Raw genomic sequence first — 21,286 nt, forward strand, 5'->3', positions numbered from 1 at the left:
ATGACCTTCGCCGCGCTCCAGCCGCTCGCAGACCGTGCTGCACTGTTCTCCGCCCTCCGTCAGGATTCCCTGGCCACCGCCCTCGAGGACCTCGGCGACAACCGCTGGGATGCCGACATGGCCGCCGGAACGCTGACCTTCACGTCGAACGCCGACTCCGCGCGCCAGCTCGTCGCCCGCGCCCACCTCGTCGCGACGATCGCTCCGGGGCCGCGATCGCTGCTCTGGGCGTGGGCGCACCCGCAGGGCGACCCTGCCGGCGTCGCAGCCCAGCTCCGCGACTACGGCGTCCAGCACGGCATCGTCGAGCTGAGCGAGACCGAGCTCCCCTTCCCCGCCGACGCCGCGGGCGACGCCGAGTGGATCGCCGCCGCCGCCCACACCGTCGGCACGGTGGCCGTCGAGCTCACCGGCCGCGCCCCCTACTACCTGGCTCCGGTGGGCGGTGGCACCTACGCGGTGTTCCTGCTCGATGCACCGCTCCCGCCGCTCACGGTCGCCTCCGCCGCGATCGTCCTCCCTCGCATCCTCTCGACCGTGGCTCTGCCCGACGCCCGCACGGCCGTGTGGGATGCCGCGCGCCTCGCCGGGTGGAACCTCACCTGGGCCGACGAGGCCTTCTCGGGCGCCACGGTCGCCGATGCGACAGGAACCGCGACGTTCCGCTTCGACGAGCAGGCGCGCATCACGAACATCGAGAGCAGCCTGCACCCGCAGGCCTGACCCCCCGCGAGAACAGCGCGTCAGCGACCCAGTCGCTGGCGCGCTGTCTTCGTCCCGGAGCCGACCGGCGCATGCGCCGTGGCCGCCGCCAGCCCGAATGCCGGCATGTCGACGTACACCGCCTCGAGGTCGGCGACGGGCACCTGGTAGGTCTCATGCCAGACGCCCACGCTTCCCGTGCCCTGCAGCGTCCGCATGAAGTCCCGCCAGGGCTGCAGATGCGGCGCATCGCGGTCGGCCGCGAATCGCTGCAGGTGCTCCGGACTCTCCCAGTACGACAGCAGGATCGTCGTGCGCCCGAACCAGCTGTGCGCACCGAGCATCCCCGCATCCGGATGGGTCGCGAGGTGCTGCAGCATCGGCGGCATCTTGCTGGCGGTCCACCACACCTTGCCGAGCTGCCACCAGCGGTTGGCACGCATCCCGATGAGGAAGACCGTGACATCCGGTCGGTCGGGGGCGGCGGTGAATCGACCGGGGAAGACCTGCTGAGCCATGAGCCACTCCTTGGAACGTCGTTATGTAACTGCGTTATGCAACAACGTTACGATAGGATCGATCGCATGGCAAGACCTCCTCTGTATGACGACGCTCTGCGCGATCGTCTGCTCGCCGCGACAGCCGAGATGGTCGACGACAAGGGGCCCGAGCGGATCAGCCTGCGCGATATCGCACAGAACGCCGGCACGTCGACCTCGGCCGTCTACGCCCTGTTCGGTGGCAAGGCCGAGCTGCTCGTCTCCGTCATCGAGCACGGCTTCGCGTCGTTCGGTGAGGCGCAGGCTGCGGCCGAGTCCGAGGGGCTGCGCGCGCTCGGACTCGCCTATCGGTCATGGGCGATGGCCAACCCTGCGCTCTACCGCCTGATGTTCGGCGGGGGCGTGGCGACCGAGGACTGCCGACCCGACGAGGCGACCATGAGCACGGCGATGGCTCCGCTGATGCGCGCACTCGCGGCACGCGTCGACGAGCCGGACGTCCCGACCGCCGCCCTCACCGTCTGGGCACAGGTGCACGGCGCTGTGAGCCTCGAGCTCGCCGGTGTGACTCCCCCGCTGGTTCCGTGGGACTCGGTCTACGGCGCGGTGGTGGATGCGGTCGAACGCGCCTTTCCTGCACGCTGATCCGTCTGCGCCATCGGAGATGCCGCGGCACCCGAGAGTGTGGAATTCTGGTCAAATGAAGAACGGAATCGTCCGATTCGCCGCGCTCTACGTGTTCAACGTGGCGGTCCTGCTGCTCATCGGCCTGCTGTCCGCCGGGGTCTCGGTCGGATTCAACGCGCTCTGGGCCGCGGTCGTCCTCACCCTTGCGGCGCTCTTCGTGAAGCCGCTGCTCACCGGCGCGTTCCGCAAGGCCGCGGCCAAGTCCGCCGCCGACCGCACGAAGACCGGAGAGAAGGTCGTGCAGTACGTCCTCGTCTACCTCGTCGAGCTCATCATCTGGGTGGCCGTCGTGTGGCTGAGCGGCGTCCGAGCCTCCGGATTCTGGAGCTACGCGCTTCCCCCGCTCTTCCTGCTGTTCGGCTGGATGATCTACGACCAGGTCGACGACAGGCTCCGCGCGAAGGCGAGTGACCTGTACGACGTCGTGCAGGCGAAGGTCTCGGGTTCCGGAAAGAGGTCCGCGCCTGCCTCCACCGCCGCGCCCGCTTCCACGGCACCCTCCGCGGAGTCACCCGCCACCGCCGACGCGCGCGCGGAACTCTCCGACGGGCTGACCCCCGAACAGCGTCGGATGCTCGACGAACTGGGTTGACCGCCCTATCGGATCCTCGGCATCCGCGCCGCCTCGCAGGTATGCAGAGAGGTCGCAGGGATCGGTGGATTCCCTGTGACCTCTCTGGTGTCCTGGGGCTGCTCCGATCTTCTGGAGCTCCGAGACCGCCCAGCGACTCAGACGAGCCGCTCGGCCGCCTCCACGACGTTGGTCATGAGAAGCGCGACCGTCATCGGGCCGACGCCGCCGGGGTTGGGCGAGACCCAGCCCGCGACCTCCGCGACATCGGGATGCACGTCTCCGAAGACCAGGTTCTTGCCCGTCTCGGGGTCGACCTCGCGCGTCACCCCCACGTCGAGCACGGCGGCTCCCGGCTTGACGTCCTCGGCGCGGATGAGGTGCTTCACGCCGGCTGCGGCGACGATCACATCGGCCTCCCGCAGGTAGCGCGGCATGTCGACCGTGCCGGTGTGCGTGAGCGTGACCGTCGCGTTCAGGTCACGCCTCGTCAGCAGCAACCCGATCGAACGACCGATGGTCACCCCGCGTCCGACGACCACGACGTGCTTGCCCGTGAGGTCGTAGTCGTTGCGCAGCAGCAGCTCGATCACACCGCGCGGCGTGCACGGCAGCGGGGTGTGGATCGGGTTGTTGACGTTGAGCACGAGCCTGCCGAGGTTGGTCGGGTGCAGACCGTCGGCATCCTTCGCGGGGTCGATCCGCTCGAGGATCGCATCCGTGTCGATGTGCTTCGGCAGCGGCAGCTGCACGATGTACCCGTGGCACTCCGGGTCGGCATTGAGCTCGTCGATCAGCGCTTCGACGTCGGCCTGGGTGGCGTCGGCCGGCAGCTCGCGCTGGATCGAGTTCATTCCGATCGCCTCGGACTGACGGTGCTTCATGCCGACGTAGAGCTGGGATGCCGGGTCGGCGCCGACGAGCACTGTCGCGATGCCCGGGACGATGCCCTTCGCCTTCAGCGCGGCGACCCGCTCGGTCAGCTCGGCCTTGATCGCGGCCGACGCCGCCTTGCCGTCGAGGATCTTCGCGGTCACTGCTGCAGGTCCGGGTAGAGCGGGAAGACGGCGGCGAGCGCGTCGACACGAGCACGGAGCGCCTCGACGTCGGCCCCGGGCAGCAGCGCGAGAGCGATCACATCGGCGACCTCGGTGAACTCGGCGTCGCCGAAACCGCGGGTCGCGAGTGCCGGAGTTCCGATGCGCAGGCCCGAGGTGACCATCGGCGGACGAGGGTCGTTGGGCACCGCGTTGCGGTTCACCGTGATGTGGATGTCGTGCAGCAGGTCTTCGGCCTGCTTACCGTCGATCTCCGCCTCACGAAGGTCGACCAGCACCAGGTGCACGTCGGTGCCGCCGGAGCGCACTCCGATGCCGGCATCCTTCACATCCTGCTGCGACAGACGCTCGGCGAGGATCGCTGCTCCGCGCAGCGTGCGCTCCTGGCGTTCCTTGAACTCGGAGGTGCCTGCGAGCTTGAACGCGGTCGCCTTGGCGGCGATCACGTGCATGAGCGGGCCGCCCTGCTGTCCGGGGAAGACTGCCGTGTTGATCTTCTTCGCGATCTCGGGGTCGTTCGTCAGGATGAAGCCCGAACGGGGTCCGCCGATGGTCTTGTGCACGGTCGAGGAGACGACATGTGCGTGCGGCACCGGGTTCGGGTGCAGGCCTGCGGCGACGAGGCCGGCGAAGTGCGCCATGTCGACCCAGAGCAGGGCGCCGACCTCGTCGGCGATCGCACGGAAGGCGGCGAAGTCGAGAGTGCGGGGGTAGGCCGACCACCCGGCGATGATGACCTTGGGCTTGTGCTCGACCGCGAGGCGACGCACCTCGTCCATGTCGATCGTCGAGGTCTCGGGGTCCACTCCGTAGGCGACGATGTCGTAGAGGCGGCCCGAGAAGTTGATCTTCATGCCGTGCGTCAGATGACCGCCCTGGTCGAGAGCGAGGCCGAGCAGTGTGTCGCCGGGGCGGGCGATCGCGTGCAGCACGGCGGCGTTGGCCGATGCTCCCGAGTGCGGCTGGACGTTGGCGAACTCCGAGCCGAAGAGGTCCTTGGCACGCTGGATCGCCAGCGACTCGGCGACGTCGACCTCTTCGCAGCCGCCGTAGTAGCGGCGTCCGGGGTACCCCTCGGCGTACTTGTTGGTGAGCACCGAACCCTGCGCCTGAAGCACAGAGACGGGGACGAAGTTCTCGGATGCGATCATCTCGAGGAACGTCTGCTGACGCTTCAGCTCGCGGTCGAGAACCTGTGCGATCTCGGGGTCGACCTCGGCGAGCGGGGCGTTGAAGTAACGATCGGTCATGACTTGCTCCTCTGACGACGGATTCGAAGGGGTATACCTATCGGCCCAGGCGCGCGGTCGAATTCCGTGGTCAGTCGCTCCCCGGTGGTAGTCCACCCAGACGCCAGTCGCGACGTGAGAAAGCATAGCGGATTTCCCTGTGCTGCCGACTCGGCGCAGGGTAGGTTTTGTTCATGGTCCTTCCCCATTCCATGCCCCTTGTTCCCCTCCCCTCCTCCGCCGTCGCCGGCGACGGTCGGTGGCCCGTCTCCGAGAACACGCGAGTCATCGGCGACTCGCCGGCCGCGCGGCAGCTGATCGATGCCGCAGAGCGGCGCAGCGGCATCCGCTTCTCCCACTCCACGGACACGACAGACCCGACCTCGGCGATCGTGCTTCGCGTCGACCCCGCCGTCGCCCCCGAGGGCTACACGCTCAGGGTCGCCGACTCCGTCGAGGTCGTCGGCGGCGACGAGGCAGGACTCTTCTACGGGGTGCAGACTCTGCTGCAGCTGCTCCGAGACGGCGACGAGGGGTGGGCGCTGCTGCGCGCCGAGATCACGGACGCGCCGCGATTCGAGCGGCGCGGCGTGATGCTCGACGTGACACGGCACTTCTTCGACGTCGCCGAGGTCAAGAAGTTCATCCACAGCACCAGCGCTCTGAAGTTCAACCATCTGCACCTGCACCTCAGCGACGACCAGGGCTGGCGCATCCAGATCGACTCATGGCCCAAGCTCACCGAACTCGCGTCATCGACCGCATCGCTCGGCGATCCCGGAGGTTTCTACACGAAGGACGACTATCGCGAGATCGTGGCCTACGCGGCCGAGCGGCACATGCTCGTCATCCCCGAGATCGACCTTCCCGGCCACACGCACGCCATCGGCGTCGCGTATCCCGGGCTCGTCGAGGACCCGGTCATGAACGACAGCCTGATCGCCGAATCGGCGCGCCTCGGTCAGCCGCTCCCCGTGGCCGGCGAGCCCTACCTCGGGTGGGGCGTCGGACACTCGAGCGTCCGCATCCACGAGGAGCGCACGTACGAGTTCGTGCGCGACGTGGTGCGGGAGCTCGCCGAGATGACACCCGGTCCGTTCATCCACATCGGCGGAGACGAGTCGCTCGGCACCCCGCAGGCCGATTTCGATCACTTCGTCGAGCGCGCGACCGCGATCGTCTTCGAGGAGGGCAAGATCCCCCTGGCGTGGCACGAGGTCGGCGCGGCGAAGGACATCGCCGAGGGCACGATCGGCCAGTACTGGGGCAAGACCACGCCCGAGGGATCGCATGCCGCGGAGGCCGCGCACTTCGTCGAGCGCGGCGGCGCGCTCATCATGTCGACCGCCGACGTCGCCTACCTCGACATGAAGTACTCCGCGGACTTCCCGCTCGGATTGACCTGGGCCGCGATCATCGACGTCCGCACGGCCTACGAATGGGAACCGACCGCGGCGCTCGACGTGCCTGAGGCTGCGATCCTCGGCATCGAGGCTCCGTTGTGGAGCGAGACGACCCGCAGCCTCAGCGATGTCGAGCAGCTCGTGTTCCCACGGGCTGCCGCCCACGCCGAGGTCGCCTGGTCGCCACAGCGCGCGTCCGGCCGCGACTGGGAGTCGTTCCGCGAACGGCTCGGCGGGCTGGCCCCGCTGTGGAAGGCTGAAGGCGTCGATTTCCACCCCGCAGCCGAGATTCCCTGGAGCGAACGATGACCACCGATTCCGCAGCGACAGGATCGCTCATCATCCACTCCGCCCGACTGATCGACCACGGCGCCGAGGTCGCAGACTCCTGGGTGCGGATCGAAGACGGCCGGGTCGTCGCCGTCGGAACCGGACAGTCGTGGAGCAGGGCAGACGAGGTCGTCGATGCGACCGTCGTCGCCGGACCGGATGCCGTGCTCACGCCCGGCTTCATCGACATCCACTGCCACGGCGGCGCGGGCGCCTCATTCGACGACGGCGCGGAGGCGATCCGCAAGGCTCGTGCTCTGCACCGTTCGCACGGCACCACGAGATCGGTGATCTCGCTCGTCACGGCGCCGGTCGACGCCCTCGCGCAGCGCGTCGCCGAGATCGCCGACCTGATGGAGACGGATGCCGACATCCTCGGCTCGCATCTGGAGGGACCGTTCCTCGACCCTGCGCACCACGGAGCACATGAGCCGACGTTGCTGCTGGCTCCGGCGCGCGACGATGTCGCTCGACTGCTCGATGCCGGCCGCGGCACGATCCGGCAGGTGACGATCGCGCCCGAGCTGCCCGGTGGCCTCGACGCGATCCGGCTGATCGTCGATGCCGGCGCTGTCGCTGCGGTGGGGCACACGAGCGCGGATGCCGAGACAGCGGTCGCCGCGTTCGACTCAGGCGCGACCGTGCTGACACACGCATTCAACGCCATGCCCGGCATCCACCATCGCGCGCCAGGGCCGGTGCTGGCCGCGGCCGGCGACCGCCGCGTGGTGCTCGAGGTGATCGCCGACGGCGTTCACCTCGATCCGCACGTGATCAAGCTCGTGTTCGACTCGGCACCCGGCCGCGTGGCGCTCGTCACCGACGCCATGGCTGCCGCGGGCAGTGCCGACGGCCACTACGACCTGGGCGCCGTGAGCGTCACGGTCGAAGACGGCATAGCGCGCGCGGACGACACCGGCTCGATCGCCGGATCGACCCTCACCCAGGACGACGCGCTGCGCCGGGCGGTCGCTGCGGGGGCACCGCTCACGGAGGCCGTGCGCGCACTCACGGAGACTCCGGCGGCCGCCATCGGATACGGTGACCGACTCGGCCGCCTCGCGGTCGGGTACCTCGGTGACGCCGTGCTCATGGATGCGCAGCTGCAGGTCGTGCGCGTGTGGGTGGGCGATCGCCCGTAGTCGGATGTCGCGCGCGTGATGCCGAGCGACCCGATGTCGCGCGGTCCGACGCCGCGAGCGAATCCAAGTGCAGAGATGCTCTGCCGCCACGCCGCCGAAGTGGGTGAAGGGCCGCCGTTCCCCAGATCGGCGGCCCTGTCACATTTCCCTCCCCTGCGCGAGAGCTGGCGGGCCGAGCGCTCCTCCCCCGAGGTGCCCGACCCGCCATGCCGGTGCACTTACCCCTTGCACCAGCGCCTGAGCTCCGCCCCCCGGTGGAGCCCCATGGCTGTCTCACCTGATGAGACGAAGGCGATGCCGATTCATTACGCGGTTCCCCGGATCTTTTTTTGAGGTTGTTCTCAAGAATCGATCGATCTGGGCGTGACCAGGGCTTTATCGGGGCGGGCAGTTCGCGGCCAGTTTCTCGGAAGGGGTGGCAAGCCTGGGAGATTGGAGAGAGAATGGGAGACGGCGCGTGATGAAAATGGGGTTCACGCGTCTCTTCATGTGGAGGCGCACTCGCGCTCCACGACAGATGGATGACATGGATCAGGACAGCACTTCGCACGAGGAAACGATCGCCGACGCCGATCTCGTCCTGCGCACCCGCTCGGGTGACGCAGCGGCCTTCGGCGAACTCTGGAGGCGGCACTACCCCTCCGGCATGTCCGTCGCCCGGTCGATCACGTCGTCGATCGACCCGGACGATCTCGTGCAGGAGTCCTACACCCGCATCTATCAGGCGATCGTCAAGGGCGGCGGACCCAACGGCTCGTTCCGCGCGTATCTGTTCACGAGCATCCGCAACACCGCCGCGGCCTGGGGCCGCTCTCGCCGCGAGTCGGCCATCGACGAGCTCGACAGCGTGGCCGACCCCGACAGCACCGACCAGGCGGCCAACGAGGCCCTCGATCGCAGCCTGACCGCGCAGGCGTTCCGCAGCCTTCCCTCCCGTTGGCAGGAGGTGCTCTGGTACACCGAGATCGAGCAGATGAAGCCGCAGGAGGCGGCGACCCTGCTCGGCATGAAGGCGGGCGCCGTCTCGCAGCTCGCGTTCCGCGCGCGCGAAGGGCTTCGCGAAGCATGGATCCAGGCCCATCTCCGCAGCGCAGCCGCGGGCTCCGACTGCCAGTGGACCATCGAGCATCTGGGCGCCTACTCGCGCGGCAACCTCAGCAATCGAGACCACAACCGTCTCGAGCAGCACCTCGAAGAGTGCGCACGCTGCATGATCGTCGCCGCCGAGGCCAAGGACGTGTCGAAGCGGCTGGCGCTCGTGCTGCTCCCGCTCGTCCTCGGCATCACGGGTTCCGCAGGTTATCTCGCCACGCTGCAGGGCGGCGGCACCCCGATCGTCGCGCTCGCGGCCATGCCTTCGGGAATCACCGAGGGCGCGGTCGTCGTCGCGGGAGGCGCGACAGCGGCGCCCTCGAGCGGTGCAGCAGGCGGCGGCACGACGGGCGGTGGCGGTGCAGCAGGCGGCGGGGCAGCAGGCGGCGGTGCAGCAGGCGGCGGAGCCGGTGGTGCGACCAGCGGCGGCATCTTCAGCGGTGTCGGCGCGCTCGTGGGCGCTGGCTCAGCCGCTCTCGTGGTCGCGGGTGTCGTAGCGGCTGCCACCATCATCCCGAGCCTCACCGGCGCGTCACCAGCGGCATCGCTGCCCAGTGCCGGCGACAGCGACTCCTCGTCGATCAGTGCCGATGTCGGACCCGACGAATCGATGTCCGACGAGAAGACGCCGATCGTCGACGATGCGGAGACCGAACCCGAACCGGTCACGCCGCCGGTCGAGGCGCCCGTCACCCCTGAGCCAGCCGAGGACATCGCGCCCGCTATCGTCGCGCCGTCGGCTCCGGTCGAGACATCGAAGCCGGCTCCGGAAGAGGATGTCCCCGGAGAAGAGACTCCCGGTGAAGAGAACCCCGGCGGCGAAACCCCCGGAGAAGAGAACCCCGGCGGCGAAACCCCCGGAGAAGAGAACCCCGGCGGCGAAACCCCCGGAGAAGAAAACCCCGGCGGCGAAACCCCCGGAGAAGAAAACCCCGGCGGCGAAACCCCCGGAGAAGAGAACCCCGGCGGCGAAACCCCCGGAGAAGAGAACCCTGGCGAACCGGCGGTCCCGACGACCCCGATCGTGGTCAGCCTCGCCGAGATGTGTCTCGACGCTCGAGCCATCACCTATGTGACCCTGAACGTGTCCGGTGAAGCGGGCGCCGACATCGAGGCCCTGCTCGGTGGCAGTCACGGTGGTGCCGACAGTACATCGCTGAGTGACGCCGGAACCGGCACGGTCGAGCTGCGACCCGGACTCGTGCAGATCTTCCTCGGCGCGACCGTCGAGATCCACTATGCGACAGAGGCCGGTCCGGTCCTGCCGGTCACCACCAGCCTCTCGGCGCTCGGGGTGACCCTCGAATCCGTCCTGCTCGCGCCTGCCTGCGGTGCGCCAGCCGAAGATCCCGTCGAGGACGCGCCGGCGGTCCCGACCCCGGACGACACGGTCGTGCCTGCACCGGAGCCGACGGACGAGGCCGCCCCCGCTGCACCCGACGAGGCCGCCCCCGCAGCTCCCGTCGAGGCTCCCGACGCGGAGCTCGCTCCCGAGACTCCGGCTCCCGAACCGGTCGCGCCCGTCGAGCCCTCCGCTCCGGTGGAGACGGCTCCTCCGGCCGAGCCGGCGGTCGAAGAAGAGACCGCTCCCGTCGACGAGACTGCACCCGCAGTCGATGAGGCCGTCCCCGCCGCAGACGAGGCCGTCCCCGCGCTCTGACCCGCCATCTGCGGCGAATAGACTGGATCCATGTCCCAGGATCCCGCCTCCGTCCCCGGCGTCGACCGCCCGAACATCACCGCCCTCGACATCGTCCGATCGGTGGTCCTGATCGTCGCCGTGGGCACGCTCGCGCTGTGGGGATTCGCCCTGTGGCCGTTCCCGTGGAACGTCGTCATCGGCATCGGTGCTCCCCTCGTCGTGATCCTGGTCTGGGCTCTCTTCCTCTCCCCGCGTCCCGTGCTGCGCCTGCACCCGTTCCTGCGGGTCGTCGTCGAGCTGTTGATCTACGTCGGGGTCACGATCGCGTGGTGGCTGATGGATCAGCCGATCATCGGCACCGCATTCGCCGTGGTCGCAGTCGGCGCCGGAGTGGTGAGCGGGCGGCGTCGCATCCGATGAGCGCTCTCGACCAGCTCGTCGCCGCACTCGGCGACATCGTCGACACCGATGCCGCGATCCTCGAAGAAGCCCGCGCCGACCGGTCAGGGCACGCAGCGCCAGGTCAGCCCCTCGCGGTCGTGCATGCCGAGACCGTCGAACACGTCCAGACCGTGATGCGCATAGCCACCCGCACGGCCACGCCCGTCGTGGTGCGCGGGGCCGGCACCGGTCTCGCCGGTGCCGCGAACGGCGGCGAGGGAGAGATCGTGCTCTCCACCCGCCGTATGACCGCGATCCGCGAGATCCGCGCCGATGACCTGCTCGCCGTCGTCGAACCCGGCATCCTCAACTCCGACCTCAACGACGTCCTCGCAGAGCACGGACTCTGGTGGGCCCCCGACCCCGCCAGCCGGGCGATCTCGACCGTCGGCGGCAACATCGCCACTGGAGCAGGCGGGCTGCTCTGCGCGAAGTACGGCGTCGTGAAGGACGCCGTCCTCGGGGTAGACCTGGTGCTCGCGGACGGCCGCCTGATGCGCCTCGGTCACCGCAGCGTCAAGGGCGTGACGGGGCTCGACCTCACCTCGCTCGTGATCGGCTCGGAAGGCACTCTCGGCGTGGTCGTCGGCGCCACGCTGAAGCTGCGCCGACTCGTCGAGGGAACCACCTGCACGGTGACGGCGATCTTCCCCGACGTGCGCACAGCGGCATCCGCATCCGCCGCGGTCACCGCGTCCGGTGTGCAGCCGGCGATCATGGAGCTGATGGACTCGGCGAGCCTCGCGGCTGTCGCCGCCCTGCTGGAGCTGCCCTCCCCCGCCGCCGGAAGCGCGCAGCTGACGATCCAGACGGATGGCCCGGCCGCCGTCGCCGAGGCGACGACGATCGCCGAGATCCTGACTTCTCACCGCGGTGTGACTCAGGTCTCGCACGACCGCGACGAAGGCGAGCGCCTGCTGGCGATACGTCGCGCCATGCACCCTGCGATGTCCGCTCTCGGCACGACCCTCATCGAGGACGTGTCGGTGCCGCGCAGTGCGATGCCCGCGATGTTCGACGAGATCGCCCGTATCGAGAAGGCCTACTCGATGACCATCCCCACGGTGGCGCACGCGGGAGACGGAAACCTGCACCCGAACTTCATCTTCGAGGGCGCCGAGCCACCCGCTGAGGTCTGGGCCGCCGCAGACGAGCTGTTCCGGGCCGCGATCGCCCTCGGTGGCACGCTGACCGGCGAGCACGGGATCGGAACCCTGAAGAGCCGCTGGCTGGCCGACGAGCTCGGAGACGACCAGTGGGAGCTGCAGCGTCAGATCACCCGGGTGTTCGACCCGCTCGGCATCCTCAACCCCGGCAAGGTGTTCGCACCCGATGCCTGACATCCACGTCAGCGCGGCGGTCATCGTCGACGACACCGGCCGGGTGCTGGTGGTCCGCAAGCAGGGCACGACGCGCTTCATGCAGCCCGGCGGCAAACCGGAGCCCGGCGAGACGCCGTCGCAGACGCTGATCCGCGAATTGCACGAAGAGCTCGGCCTGCGACTCGACGAGGCCGACCTCGAGCCCCTCGGCACGTTCGTCTCCGAGGCGGCGAACGAGCCGGGTCACCGGGTCGTGGCCGAAGCGTTCTCGGTGTCCATCGCCGCCGCCGAGGTGGTGGTGCAGGCCGAGCTCGCCGAGCTGCGGTGGATCACCCCCGCCGACGCCGAGACGCTGCCGCTCGCGCCGCTCAGCGTCGAGCACCTGCTGCCGCTCGCGTGGCCCGCGACGCGGGCCTGAGGGCCGATCGGATCAGATGCCCTGCCAGCTCGGCTTGTTGGCGTAGGTGTAGCGGTAGTAGTCGGAGAGCTTGAGGCGCGACGCGGCGGCTTCGTCGACCACGACGGTGGCGTGCGGATGCAGTTGGATTGCCGAACCGGGGAGGATGGCCGACAGCGGCCCCTCGACGGCGTCCGCGACCGCCTGAGCCTTGCCCTCGCCGAAGGCGAGCAGCACGAGGTGACGCGCACGAAGGATCGTTCCCAGACCCTGCGTGATGCAGTGCTTCGGCACGTCGTCGATCGAGTCGAAGAAGCGCGCGTTGTCTTCGCGCGTCTGCACGGTGAGTGTCTTGACGCGTGTCCGCGAGGCGAATGACGACCCCGGCTCGTTGAATCCGATGTGTCCGTCGGTGCCGATGCCGAGGATCTGCAGGTCGACTCCTCCGGCTGCCTCGATGGCGGTCTCGTAGTCGTCGCCCGCGTGCTGGATCGTCTCCTGTGCGCCGTTGGGCACGTGGATCCGGCGCGGGTCCAGCCCGAGGGGCTCCACGACCTCGCGGGTGATGACCGAGCGGTAGCTCTCGGGATGAGCCGGGTCGAGTCCCACGTACTCGTCCAGCGCGAAACCGCGCACCTGCGAGACATCGCGACCCGCGAGCTTCTCACGCAGGGCCTTGTAGACGGGAAGGGGCGTCGAACCGGTGGCGAGGCCGAGCACGGCATCCGGACGCCCGTCGATCAACTCGACGATCTCGGCGGCGACCAGTGCGCCCGCTGCTTCTGCGTTCTCGACGATGACGACTTCAGCCATGGGAAACGATCTCCTTGGAGGGGGTGGTTGCGCCGACGACCGCTGCCCCGAAGGCCGCGGCGGGAGAGCCGGCAGGGAGCAGTTCGATCCTGTCATCCAGGTGCAGCGAGCGCATGAAGGGCGAAGCCTCGGCGCCGGTCTGGAGGGCTCTGCGGACGCCCGCGAAGAGTCTCTCTCCGAGCGAGGTGAGGCCGCCGCCGATGATCACACGTTCGACGTCTGCGGAGAGCACGAGGGCCCTGACCGCCGCCGCTGCGCCGTGGAACAGGTCGGCGCGCAGACCGGCGGCGCGCTCATCGCCCGCCTCGGCCGCGTCGAGGATGTCGCGCACCGGCAACGCCCCCGGTCGATCCCAGGCACGGGCGAGCGCGCCACCGCCGCAGAAGGTCTCGATGCATCCGCGCTGCCCGCAGCCGCAGAGCCGTCCGTTCGGGTCGACCGAGAGGTGTCCGACCTCGCCGGCGGTCCCCCGCGCGCCACGCCAGATCGTGCCGTCGATGACGATGCCGGCAGCGACACCCGTGCCGAGGTTGAGATAGGCCATCGAGCCGTCGACGCCGCGCAGCACCGCAGCACCGAGCGCGGCCGCCTTCACATCGTTCTCGACCCGCACCGGGATCCCCAGCTGTCGACCGGCGAGACCGGCGAGATCCAGCGACTCGACACCGAGGTTCACGGCATGCAGGACTCTGCCGGTGTCCGCGTCGACGAGCCCGGGGATGCCGACGCCCACCGATTCGACGGCGGAACGGGCGAACCCTCCGTCGACGGCGAGCGCGTCGACGGCGTCGATGATGCTGACCACGACCGCCTCCTCGCCCCATCCGGTCGGACGACGCAGGCGCGCCAGGATGTCTCCGTCGGGCGACACGGCCACGGCATCGATCTTGGTTCCGCCGACGTCCAGGCCCACTCGAACGGGTCGACCGGACAGGCCGACGGGGATCGCACCCGTCATCGGATGGCGCTCCTGCTCGTCTTCGTGTCGAGGCTGCGGTCGCGTCCGCAGGTGCAGCTCACGAGACGCCCAGCTGGCTGGAGAGCACCATCACGGCAGCGCCGCGCAGAACGATGTCCTCCTGATGCGTGCGTCGGATGAGCGCATCCTCGAAGACGCCCTCGAGCGTGCGTGCGTGCAGGGTCTCGACCGCGGCGTCGATCAGCACGCCGTCGAGCAGATCCTCCGGGCCTGAGAGCACGACTTCGGACAGATCCAGGGCCGCCACGATCGGGGCTATCGCGATGCCCATGCGTGTTCCGGCGTCGCGGAGGATCTCGTCACGTGACTCGGGAGCGGCCGCGATGGCCGGGCGCAGTCGCGTCTCGCTCAACCAGGCTTCGAGACAGCCGTCCTTGCCGCACGCACAGCGGGGACCGCCGTCTGTGCCGACGACGACGTGCCCGATCTCGCCTGCAGCGAAGCGGCTGCCGAGAAGCGGCTGGCTGCCGGTGATGACCCCTGCTCCGACTCCTCGACCGATCTTGATGAGCATGAAGTCGGCCTTCGCCTCGCCGAACGTGTATTCGGCGAGCACGGCGGCGTTGGCGTCATTGCGCACGAGCACCGGCAGGTCGAGATCGATGCCGAGCTTCGCCTCGAGAGGCAGGTTGCTCCACCCCAGGTTCGGCGAGCTGAGCACGACGCCGTCTGGGCGCACGACACCCGGGCTGCCGATTCCGACGCCGAGGATGGGCTGTGTCGCCGTCTCGGCGAGCGCGCGCGCCAGCTCGAGGGTGGCGGCGTAGGCGGCGTCGCCGTCTGCGCTCTCGGGCCGTGGCACTTCGCGGCGCTCGAGCACGTCGCCGTCGAGACTGAGCAGCGCGCCCACGAACGCATGGGGGCCCGAGAGATCGAGTCCGATGATCTGGTGACCGACGCGGTCGATGTCGATGAGGATCGGAGGCTTGCCCGGTCCGACCGTCTCGCGCACTCCCATCTCGACGACGATGCCGTCGGCGATGAACTCGGCGACGAGGTCCGAGATGGTGACTCGGGTCAGGCCGGTCTCTCGTGAGAGGTCCGCACGACTCATCGCGCCCGAGTGGTAGAGAGTCTGCAGAACGAGAGCGCGGTTGTGGCCGCGAGCGTGCTCCGGGAGCACCTTCGATCGAGAGCGCAGGTGGCGCCCGGGGCCGAAGGCGTGTGCGCTCGCGGCGACGTAATCTGGCGACGTCGAAGGACGCGATCCATCCGATACGGACATGTTTGTTAGTAGACCTTACGAACAAAAATTTCGCAACCCCTGCCTCATGTAGCACAGCGAGGGTTACGGAAACGTTACATTATGCCGAGAGTACCCCGTCGGCGGTGCCGTAGGACCCGGACAGGCGCTCCACGAGCCCGGCCACGATCTCCTGCCGAGCCTCACGAGTGAGGGGCTTCCCCGGTACTCCAGGACGCCTCTGCGTCGGTGTCGGACCGTCGAGAGGACGATACCGCACCCCCGACTCCGCGAGGCGTCTGAGGTGGGTCGGAAGCCTGCGGGCGAACCCCTCGTACGGGGGAGGTTCGCCGCCGTCCCACAGTCGCTCGGCGATCGCCGCGAGACGGGGGAACATCGCGAAGTCGACACGGTCTCTCGTCGGGAGGTGCTCGGTCCACACGTTGGCCTGCCCTCCGGACGCGCCGTCCTCGACGCGCAGCGCATACGCGCGCTCGATCGGCAGCGGCGGTCCGACCCTGATCGGCTCCTCCCCCGACTCCGACTGCGGGTAGTCGAGATACACCTCGAGGTCGGGGCACGCGATCACAGGGATGCCGCGCCGCAGCGCCTCCCGCATGGCGACAGGGCCACGCCACGCGAGGACCTGCACTCCCTCGGGGACGTCGCCCTCGAGCACCTCGTCCCAGGCGAGGGCGGTGCGTCCGCGGCTGCGGACGTGCGCCACGAACTGATCCGTGAACCACGGCTGCACATCGTGCGGAGTCGCGAGACCGAGCTCGCGCATCCGCTCGCGCGCAGCGGCGCTCTGCGCCCACTCGGTCACCGGAACCTCGTCACCGCCGATGCCGATCCACGGAGAATCGAAGAGATCGCACAGCGCGTCGATCGCCGCCCGCCCGAAGGCGAGAGCCTCGTCCGTCGGGGCGAGCGTCCGAGGATTCACGCCGAAGCGCGACCACGGCACGACGACAGGCTCGCCGACGTCGGTGTTGCCCAGCTCGGGATAGGCGGCGAGACCCGCCTGGATATGCCCCGGCAGCTCGACCTCGGGCACGACCGTCACGAATCTCTGGGCGGCGTAGGCGACAAGGCGGCGCAGCTCGGCATCCGAGTAGTGCCCCTCGTGCACACCGGCCTCGACCGTCGCGTGAGGACCATGTCCCCGCTGCGTCTCCTCGCGGCGACCGCCCACTTCGGTCAGACGCGGGAACCCCGGCACCTCGAAGCGCCATCCCTGGTCGTCGGTGAGGTGCAGATGCAGGTGCGTGAGGTGGTGGTCGGCCATCAGATCGACCAGTCGCTCGAGATCCTCGACGGGGCGGAAGTGCCGCGCGACGTCGAGCATCACTCCCCGCCAGGCGTAGGCGGGCGCGGACTCCCAGACCCCCGCGGGCACCCGTGCACGATCAGCGCCCGGTTCGCGCAGCTGCCGCAGCAGGGTGACACCTCGGAACACTCCTGCGGGGCTGGCACCCGAGACCTGGATCCCGTGGGCGGCGACGGTCACCCGGAAGGCTTCTGCGCCCACGCGCTCTCGGGCGAACGGCTCGTCCGAGAGCGACTCGTCGATGCGGAGGGTGATCGCGGCGGGCGAGTCCGGAGCCGCGCGAAGGCCGCCGAGACGGGTCGCGCTGACGGCGAGCGCGTCGGGAGCCGTGACCGGTGTGCGAGAGGTCCAGTCGAAAGGGGCAGCAGCCGGGTCGATCACCGAGCGGATGTTCGGGACGGGCGCACGATGGGGCGCAGGAGTCATGGTCAGAGCGCGACCCGGCGTCGCGCCGGACGCGCGACCCGCCACCACCACGGGCACACCGCCGACGAGCACCTCGTCGATCCCCACCGGCGCGCGGTGCGGTTCATCGAACGTCGCCCCCGCCGAGATGGTCTCGGGATCGAACAGCACCAGATCGGCCGTCGCTCCTTCGCGGATCAGGCCTCGTGGTGCGTCGCCCCGATCGAGGCCCAGTCGCATCGCCGGCGTGCCGGACAGATGCCGAACGGCCTGTTCGAGGGAGAGGACCCCGAGCTCGCGCACATAGTGCCCGAGATAGCGGGGGAAGGTTCCCCGGCCCCGCGGGTGCGGTCGCGCCCCGATCAGGATCCCGTCGCTGCCGCCGCAATGCCGCGGGTGCCGCATGATCGCGCGGACGTTGTCCTCGTCTCCGATGTGCATCAGGATGCCGGTCGCACCGCCGTCTTCGAGGATCGTGTCCAGCACGACGTCCACGGCACGTCTGCCGGACGATGCGGCGATCTCGTCGACGGTGCGCCCGACGAGGTCTGCGAGGTCGGGCGAGGAGGTGCCGGAGATCTGGATCGCCGACCAGTCGGCGCGTTCTCCATGGAATCCGTCGCAGCCGACCTCCTCGAGCTCGACGCGCACGGCCTCGCGACCCGCCTCGTCGAGGGCGGCGATGGTCGCCAGCAGGTCACCTGTCTCGGCGAGCCTGCTCGGAAGCAACGCCGCCAGCGTCGTGGCGCCGGGAAGGTAGGGGTACGTGTCGAGAGTGACGTCGACGCCGTCGTCGAGCGCCTCGTCGACGAGTGCCAGCAGCTCCGCCGCGCGTCCGCGATTCGGCGCGAAGTTCATCGTCGCGTGCGTCAGATGGATCGGGCACCCCGTGCGGCGACCGATGTCGAGCGCCTCACGGTAGGCGTCGAGAGCTCCCCCGCCATAGCTTCGGGTGTGCGGCGCCCAGTATCCGCCACGCTCGGCGACGACGCGGCAGAGCGCCTCCAGCTCGGCGGTGTCGGCGTACATGCCGGGGGTGTACGTCAGCCCGCTCGACATCCCGAACGCTCCCGCGTCGAGGGCCTCGCCGAGGATGCCGGACATCTCCGCGATCTCCTCGCCGGTCGCCGCGCGGTTCTCGTGGCCCACCACCATCATCCGCAGGTTGCCCTGAGGCACCAGGACGGCGGCGTTGGCCACCGACACCTCGTCGATCGCGGTGAGCAGATCACCCATCGAGCGCCAGGGGGCAGCGGACGGCATGCCGTTCCAGCCCGCGATCTGAGCGGGGATCACTGCTGCTGCCGCATCGTCGAGCGGCGCGTAGCCGAGTCCGTCCTGGCCGAGCACCTCCGTCGTGACGCCCTGCAGGATCTTGGCGTCGTGCGCGGCTCCGCGCAGCACGGCCAGCTCGCTGTGCGCGTGCATGTCGATGAAACCGGGCGCGAGGACCGACCCCGTGGCGACGATCTCGACCGCATCCGCCGGCAGCTCCAGCCGCCTCTCGTCGCCCTCGCGGATCACCGCCACGATGCGCGATCCCTCGACCGCGACATCGGCGACGTACCGCTCGGCGCCGGTGCCGTCGACCACCGTGGCACCGCGGTAGACCCGCACCGGCTTCTCGGCGCTCAGAAGCATGTCGCCACCGCTCCGATCACACGCGGATCCGCTGCGTCCGGGTCGTCGATCATCGCCACCACTCGCCACTTGTCGAAGGCCGTGCACGGGTGCGACAACCCGAGGCGCACGACGTCGCCGACGGCGACATCCGCGCCGTCTGCGAGGTCGAGGAACGCGTGCTGATCATTGAGAGCGGTGATCCGTCCTTCGACCGACTGCGGCACGGGCAGATCGAGGTCGAACGGCACGTCGCGACGCCCCGCATCCAGGAGTGCGAGTCCGTGCTCTGGCTGAGAGACGACGCGCGACCAGGCATGCATCGCCGATCGCAGCGGTTCCGTCGATGTCAGCGGGCCGAACGGCGACATGCGCGAGTAGAAGCCGTCGTCGTGGATCTGGAATGCCCCCGAGCGCAGCACGATGTCGGCATCCTCGCGCTGCGGGGCCAATACCGCCGCGGCTCGGTCGGGAAAAGCGCTGCCGCCTGCGCTGAGCACGGGGCGGACGTCGGGCGGGTAGGCGAGACGTCGATGCAGCTCGACCAGCGTCGACAGATAGGCGTCGACCGCCGCGACCGATGCGTCTTCCCGGTCGGGGCCGAACGGACCCTCGTATCCCGTGACGCCGGCGAGCCGTAGACCGGGTGCCTCGAGGATCGCCTGGGCGATGCGCTCGCCCTCCTCCACGCTGCGGGCACCGGTGCGGCCACCCCTGCCGCCGAGTTCGACGAGCACGTCGAGCGGGCGATCAGCGCCCTCGAGCGCGTCTGCGAGGATGCCGACGGTGCCGACGGAGTCCGCCCAGCACAGGATCCGCAGATCGCGATCCGCAGCGAGCAGTTCGCCGAGATGGCGTGCGGCCGTGCCATCGGTGACCGAGTTCGCGATGAGCACGGTGGAGACCCCCGCCTCGACGGCGACCTCCGCCTGCCACGGCGTCGCGACCGAGATGCCCCACGCCCCCGCGTCGAGAAGTCGCTGCCACAGCGCCGGTGCCATCGTCGTCTTGCCATGCGGCGCGAGGAGCACACCCTGTCGCTCCGCCCACGCGAAGACGGTCGACTCGTTGTGCGCGAGCGCGGCCTCATGCACGGTCAGGACCGGAGTGACGAGGTCGGAGAGGTGCAGACCCGCCCCGGCGACCTCCGAGAGTCGGAGCCCCGCGGATCGCGAGGGGAAACCCTTCGCCCAGGTGCCGAGAACAGGATCCGGGATTTGTAGAGGCATCTAACAAGGCTACTAGGCTGGCCTCATGACCGCGAAGATCCGAGTGTCGACCGACGCCGCCCCCGCCCCCGCCCATACCTTCTCGCAGGGCATCCGCAAGGGCCCGATCGTGCAGGTCTCCGGTCAGGGTCCCGTCGATCCCCAGACGAACGAGTATCTCTTCCCGGGCGATGTCGCAGCTCAGACCACGCGCACCCTCGAGAACGTCAAGGCGATCGTCGAGGCCTCGGGCGCGACGTTCGACGATGTCGTGATGCTGCGCGTCTACCTGACCAAGCGCGAGGACTTCGCCATCATGAACGACGCGTACGGCGCCTTCGTGACCGCGCACACGACCAGCGGCGTCCTGCCGTCGCGCACCACCGTCTTCACCGGTCTCCCGCGCGAGGAGATGCTCGTCGAGATCGACGGCCTCGCGGTCGTCACCGACTGACGCGAGAGGGATCTCCACAGGTCCACGGACCGTTGCCTCCCCGTTATACGCGATCGCGTAGCATATTGCTAAAGACACGCGAGAAACCGGGGGGTGATGTTCGTGACCGATCTGATCTCAGCGCAGGATGCGAAGACCGAGAAGCTGACCGAGGCGACCGCCTCCGGTGACCAGCTGCAGAACGGCGCGCCCGGCGACTCCGGCAATGCTCCCACCGACTCCCAGCCGCCGAGCAGCGGCGACCGGGAGCTCGCCTGGGCACCGAACGAGCCCGCTCCCAAGAAGAAGCGTCTCGGCCTGTGGATCGGCCTCGGCGTGGGAGCCCTGGCCCTCGGCGCAGGCGCCGCATCGATGATCCTGATCGCCCCGGGCACGACTGTCGCCGGAATCCCCGTCGGCTGGCTCACTCCCGGAGCCGCCGCAGAGACCATCCAGGCTCACGTCGCCGAGACCGAGGTCACTCTCACCGGAGCCGGTGACGACATCGTCCTGACAGGAGCCGACCTCGGTGCCGCGATCGATGCGACCGCGCTCGCCGACGCGGCCTTCGCGGAGCGTCCGCTCTGGAACGTCACCGCATGGATGGGCGATCCCGTCGCCGGGGACATCACTCTCGACCCCGCCACCGCGGAATCCGCGCTGCGCGAGGCAGTGCCGTCAAGCTTCGAGGACCCGGTCGATGCCGGCGTCGTCTTCGACGCCGCGGGCGGAGGCTATGCGATCACGCCTTCGGCACCGGGCACGGGCGTCGACGTCGACGGCCTCACCGCCGCGATCG

The 21,286-nt window shown here is 69.5% G+C and carries 18 protein-coding genes, 1 pseudogene and 1 riboswitch; of the genes and pseudogenes, 11 read left to right on the top strand and 8 right to left on the bottom strand.

Translation table 11 applies throughout. The features are described from left to right. A complete protein-coding gene (locus OPU70_RS08355) occupies window positions 1-723 on the top strand; it encodes a DUF6882 domain-containing protein (RefSeq protein ID WP_475435496.1) in 723 nt (240 codons plus the stop codon). A 20-nt stretch (window positions 724-743) separates the two neighbouring features. Here the strand turns inward: OPU70_RS08355 and OPU70_RS08360 are convergent, their stop codons facing one another. Continuing rightward, window positions 744-1,220 carry a monooxygenase family protein gene (locus OPU70_RS08360; protein ID WP_475123507.1) on the bottom strand — a complete coding sequence of 159 codons (477 nt, stop codon included), beginning with the start codon at window positions 1,218-1,220 and terminating at the stop codon, window positions 744-746. A 66-nt stretch (window positions 1,221-1,286) separates the two neighbouring features. Here OPU70_RS08360 and OPU70_RS08365 point away from each other — a divergent pair, with 66 nt between their 5' ends. Next, on the top strand, window positions 1,287-1,847 hold the full coding sequence (locus OPU70_RS08365; protein ID WP_475123506.1) for a WHG domain-containing protein: 561 nt from the start codon (window positions 1,287-1,289) through the stop codon (window positions 1,845-1,847). 55 nt (window positions 1,848-1,902) lie between these two features. Further along, window positions 1,903-2,481 (top strand): hypothetical protein, encoded by a 579-nt coding sequence (locus OPU70_RS08370; RefSeq protein WP_309686679.1) that lies wholly within the window; start codon window positions 1,903-1,905, stop codon window positions 2,479-2,481. Between the two features lie 137 nt (window positions 2,482-2,618). Here the strand turns inward: OPU70_RS08370 and OPU70_RS08375 are convergent, their stop codons facing one another. Together OPU70_RS08375 and glyA are read right to left on the bottom strand one after the other, a co-directional pair. Continuing rightward, window positions 2,619-3,497, bottom strand: coding sequence for a bifunctional methylenetetrahydrofolate dehydrogenase/methenyltetrahydrofolate cyclohydrolase (locus OPU70_RS08375; protein ID WP_079112419.1), 879 nt, complete (start codon window positions 3,495-3,497; stop codon window positions 2,619-2,621). Next, window positions 3,494-4,768 carry a serine hydroxymethyltransferase gene (glyA, locus tag OPU70_RS08380; protein WP_079112418.1) on the bottom strand — a complete coding sequence of 425 codons (1,275 nt, stop codon included), beginning with the start codon at window positions 4,766-4,768 and terminating at the stop codon, window positions 3,494-3,496. The genes OPU70_RS08375 and glyA overlap by 4 nt, the downstream gene beginning before the upstream one ends. Window positions 4,769-4,804: 36 nt before the next feature. Then, a riboswitch (ZMP/ZTP riboswitch) is annotated at window positions 4,805-4,889 on the bottom strand. A gap of 70 nt (window positions 4,890-4,959) precedes the next feature. Here glyA and OPU70_RS08385 point away from each other — a divergent pair. The 6 genes from OPU70_RS08385 to OPU70_RS08410 all read left to right on the top strand — a co-directional run bounded on the left by OPU70_RS08385 (window position 4,960) and on the right by OPU70_RS08410 (window position 12,537). After that, window positions 4,960-6,459 carry a beta-N-acetylhexosaminidase gene (locus tag OPU70_RS08385; protein ID WP_498557516.1) on the top strand — a complete coding sequence of 500 codons (1,500 nt, stop codon included), beginning with the start codon at window positions 4,960-4,962 and terminating at the stop codon, window positions 6,457-6,459. Further along, entirely contained in the window at window positions 6,456-7,622 is a 1,167-nt protein-coding gene (nagA, locus tag OPU70_RS08390) for an N-acetylglucosamine-6-phosphate deacetylase (protein WP_498557517.1), read from the top strand. Before OPU70_RS08385 ends, nagA begins: the two co-directional genes overlap by 4 nt. Before the next feature lie 526 nt (window positions 7,623-8,148). Then, on the top strand, window positions 8,149-10,374 hold the full coding sequence (locus OPU70_RS08395; protein ID WP_498557518.1) for a sigma-70 family RNA polymerase sigma factor: 2,226 nt from the start codon (window positions 8,149-8,151) through the stop codon (window positions 10,372-10,374). A gap of 30 nt (window positions 10,375-10,404) precedes the next feature. Next, window positions 10,405-10,776, top strand: coding sequence for a YrdB family protein (locus tag OPU70_RS08400; RefSeq protein WP_309686663.1), 372 nt, complete (start codon window positions 10,405-10,407; stop codon window positions 10,774-10,776). Then, a complete protein-coding gene (locus tag OPU70_RS08405; protein ID WP_042539323.1) occupies window positions 10,773-12,137 on the top strand; it encodes an FAD-binding oxidoreductase in 1,365 nt (454 codons plus the stop codon). The genes OPU70_RS08400 and OPU70_RS08405 overlap by 4 nt, the downstream gene beginning before the upstream one ends. Continuing rightward, the gene (locus OPU70_RS08410; protein WP_042539321.1) at window positions 12,130-12,537 is read left to right on the top strand and encodes an NUDIX hydrolase; all 408 of its coding nucleotides are present in this window, start codon (window positions 12,130-12,132) and stop codon (window positions 12,535-12,537) included. The genes OPU70_RS08405 and OPU70_RS08410 overlap by 8 nt, the downstream gene beginning before the upstream one ends. Window positions 12,538-12,549: 12 nt before the next feature. On the opposite strand, the gene nagB is transcribed toward OPU70_RS08410, so the two are convergent. The 5 genes from nagB to OPU70_RS08435 form a co-directional block, all read right to left on the bottom strand. After that, window positions 12,550-13,329: a glucosamine-6-phosphate deaminase gene (gene nagB / locus OPU70_RS08415; protein WP_498557519.1), complete on the bottom strand. Its 780-nt coding sequence runs from the start codon at window positions 13,327-13,329 to the stop codon at window positions 12,550-12,552. Beyond that, window positions 13,322-14,287, bottom strand: coding sequence for an ROK family protein (locus OPU70_RS08420; RefSeq protein WP_079112412.1), 966 nt, complete (start codon window positions 14,285-14,287; stop codon window positions 13,322-13,324). Before OPU70_RS08420 ends, nagB begins: the two co-directional genes overlap by 8 nt. A gap of 58 nt (window positions 14,288-14,345) precedes the next feature. Next, complete coding sequence (locus OPU70_RS08425; RefSeq protein WP_042539314.1) at window positions 14,346-15,533, bottom strand: ROK family transcriptional regulator; 1,188 nt, start codon at window positions 15,531-15,533, stop codon at window positions 14,346-14,348. Between the two features lie 79 nt (window positions 15,534-15,612). Continuing rightward, on the bottom strand, window positions 15,613-18,867 hold the full coding sequence (locus OPU70_RS08430; protein WP_498557520.1) for a family 20 glycosylhydrolase: 3,255 nt from the start codon (window positions 18,865-18,867) through the stop codon (window positions 15,613-15,615). Then, window positions 18,858-20,075 carry an alanine racemase gene (locus tag OPU70_RS08435; protein WP_082041063.1) on the bottom strand — a complete coding sequence of 406 codons (1,218 nt, stop codon included), beginning with the start codon at window positions 20,073-20,075 and terminating at the stop codon, window positions 18,858-18,860. The genes OPU70_RS08430 and OPU70_RS08435 overlap by 10 nt, the downstream gene beginning before the upstream one ends. Window positions 20,076-20,100: 25 nt before the next feature. Here OPU70_RS08435 and OPU70_RS08440 point away from each other — a divergent pair, with 25 nt between their 5' ends. Further along, a complete protein-coding gene (locus tag OPU70_RS08440) occupies window positions 20,101-20,508 on the top strand; it encodes a RidA family protein (RefSeq protein ID WP_042539310.1) in 408 nt (135 codons plus the stop codon). Window positions 20,509-20,604: 96 nt separating this feature from the next. Continuing rightward, window positions 20,605-21,286: pseudogene (locus OPU70_RS08445) on the top strand (L,D-transpeptidase family protein); the annotation flags it as partial.

The organism is Microbacterium sp. SWDP-B6 (assembly GCF_059803615.1).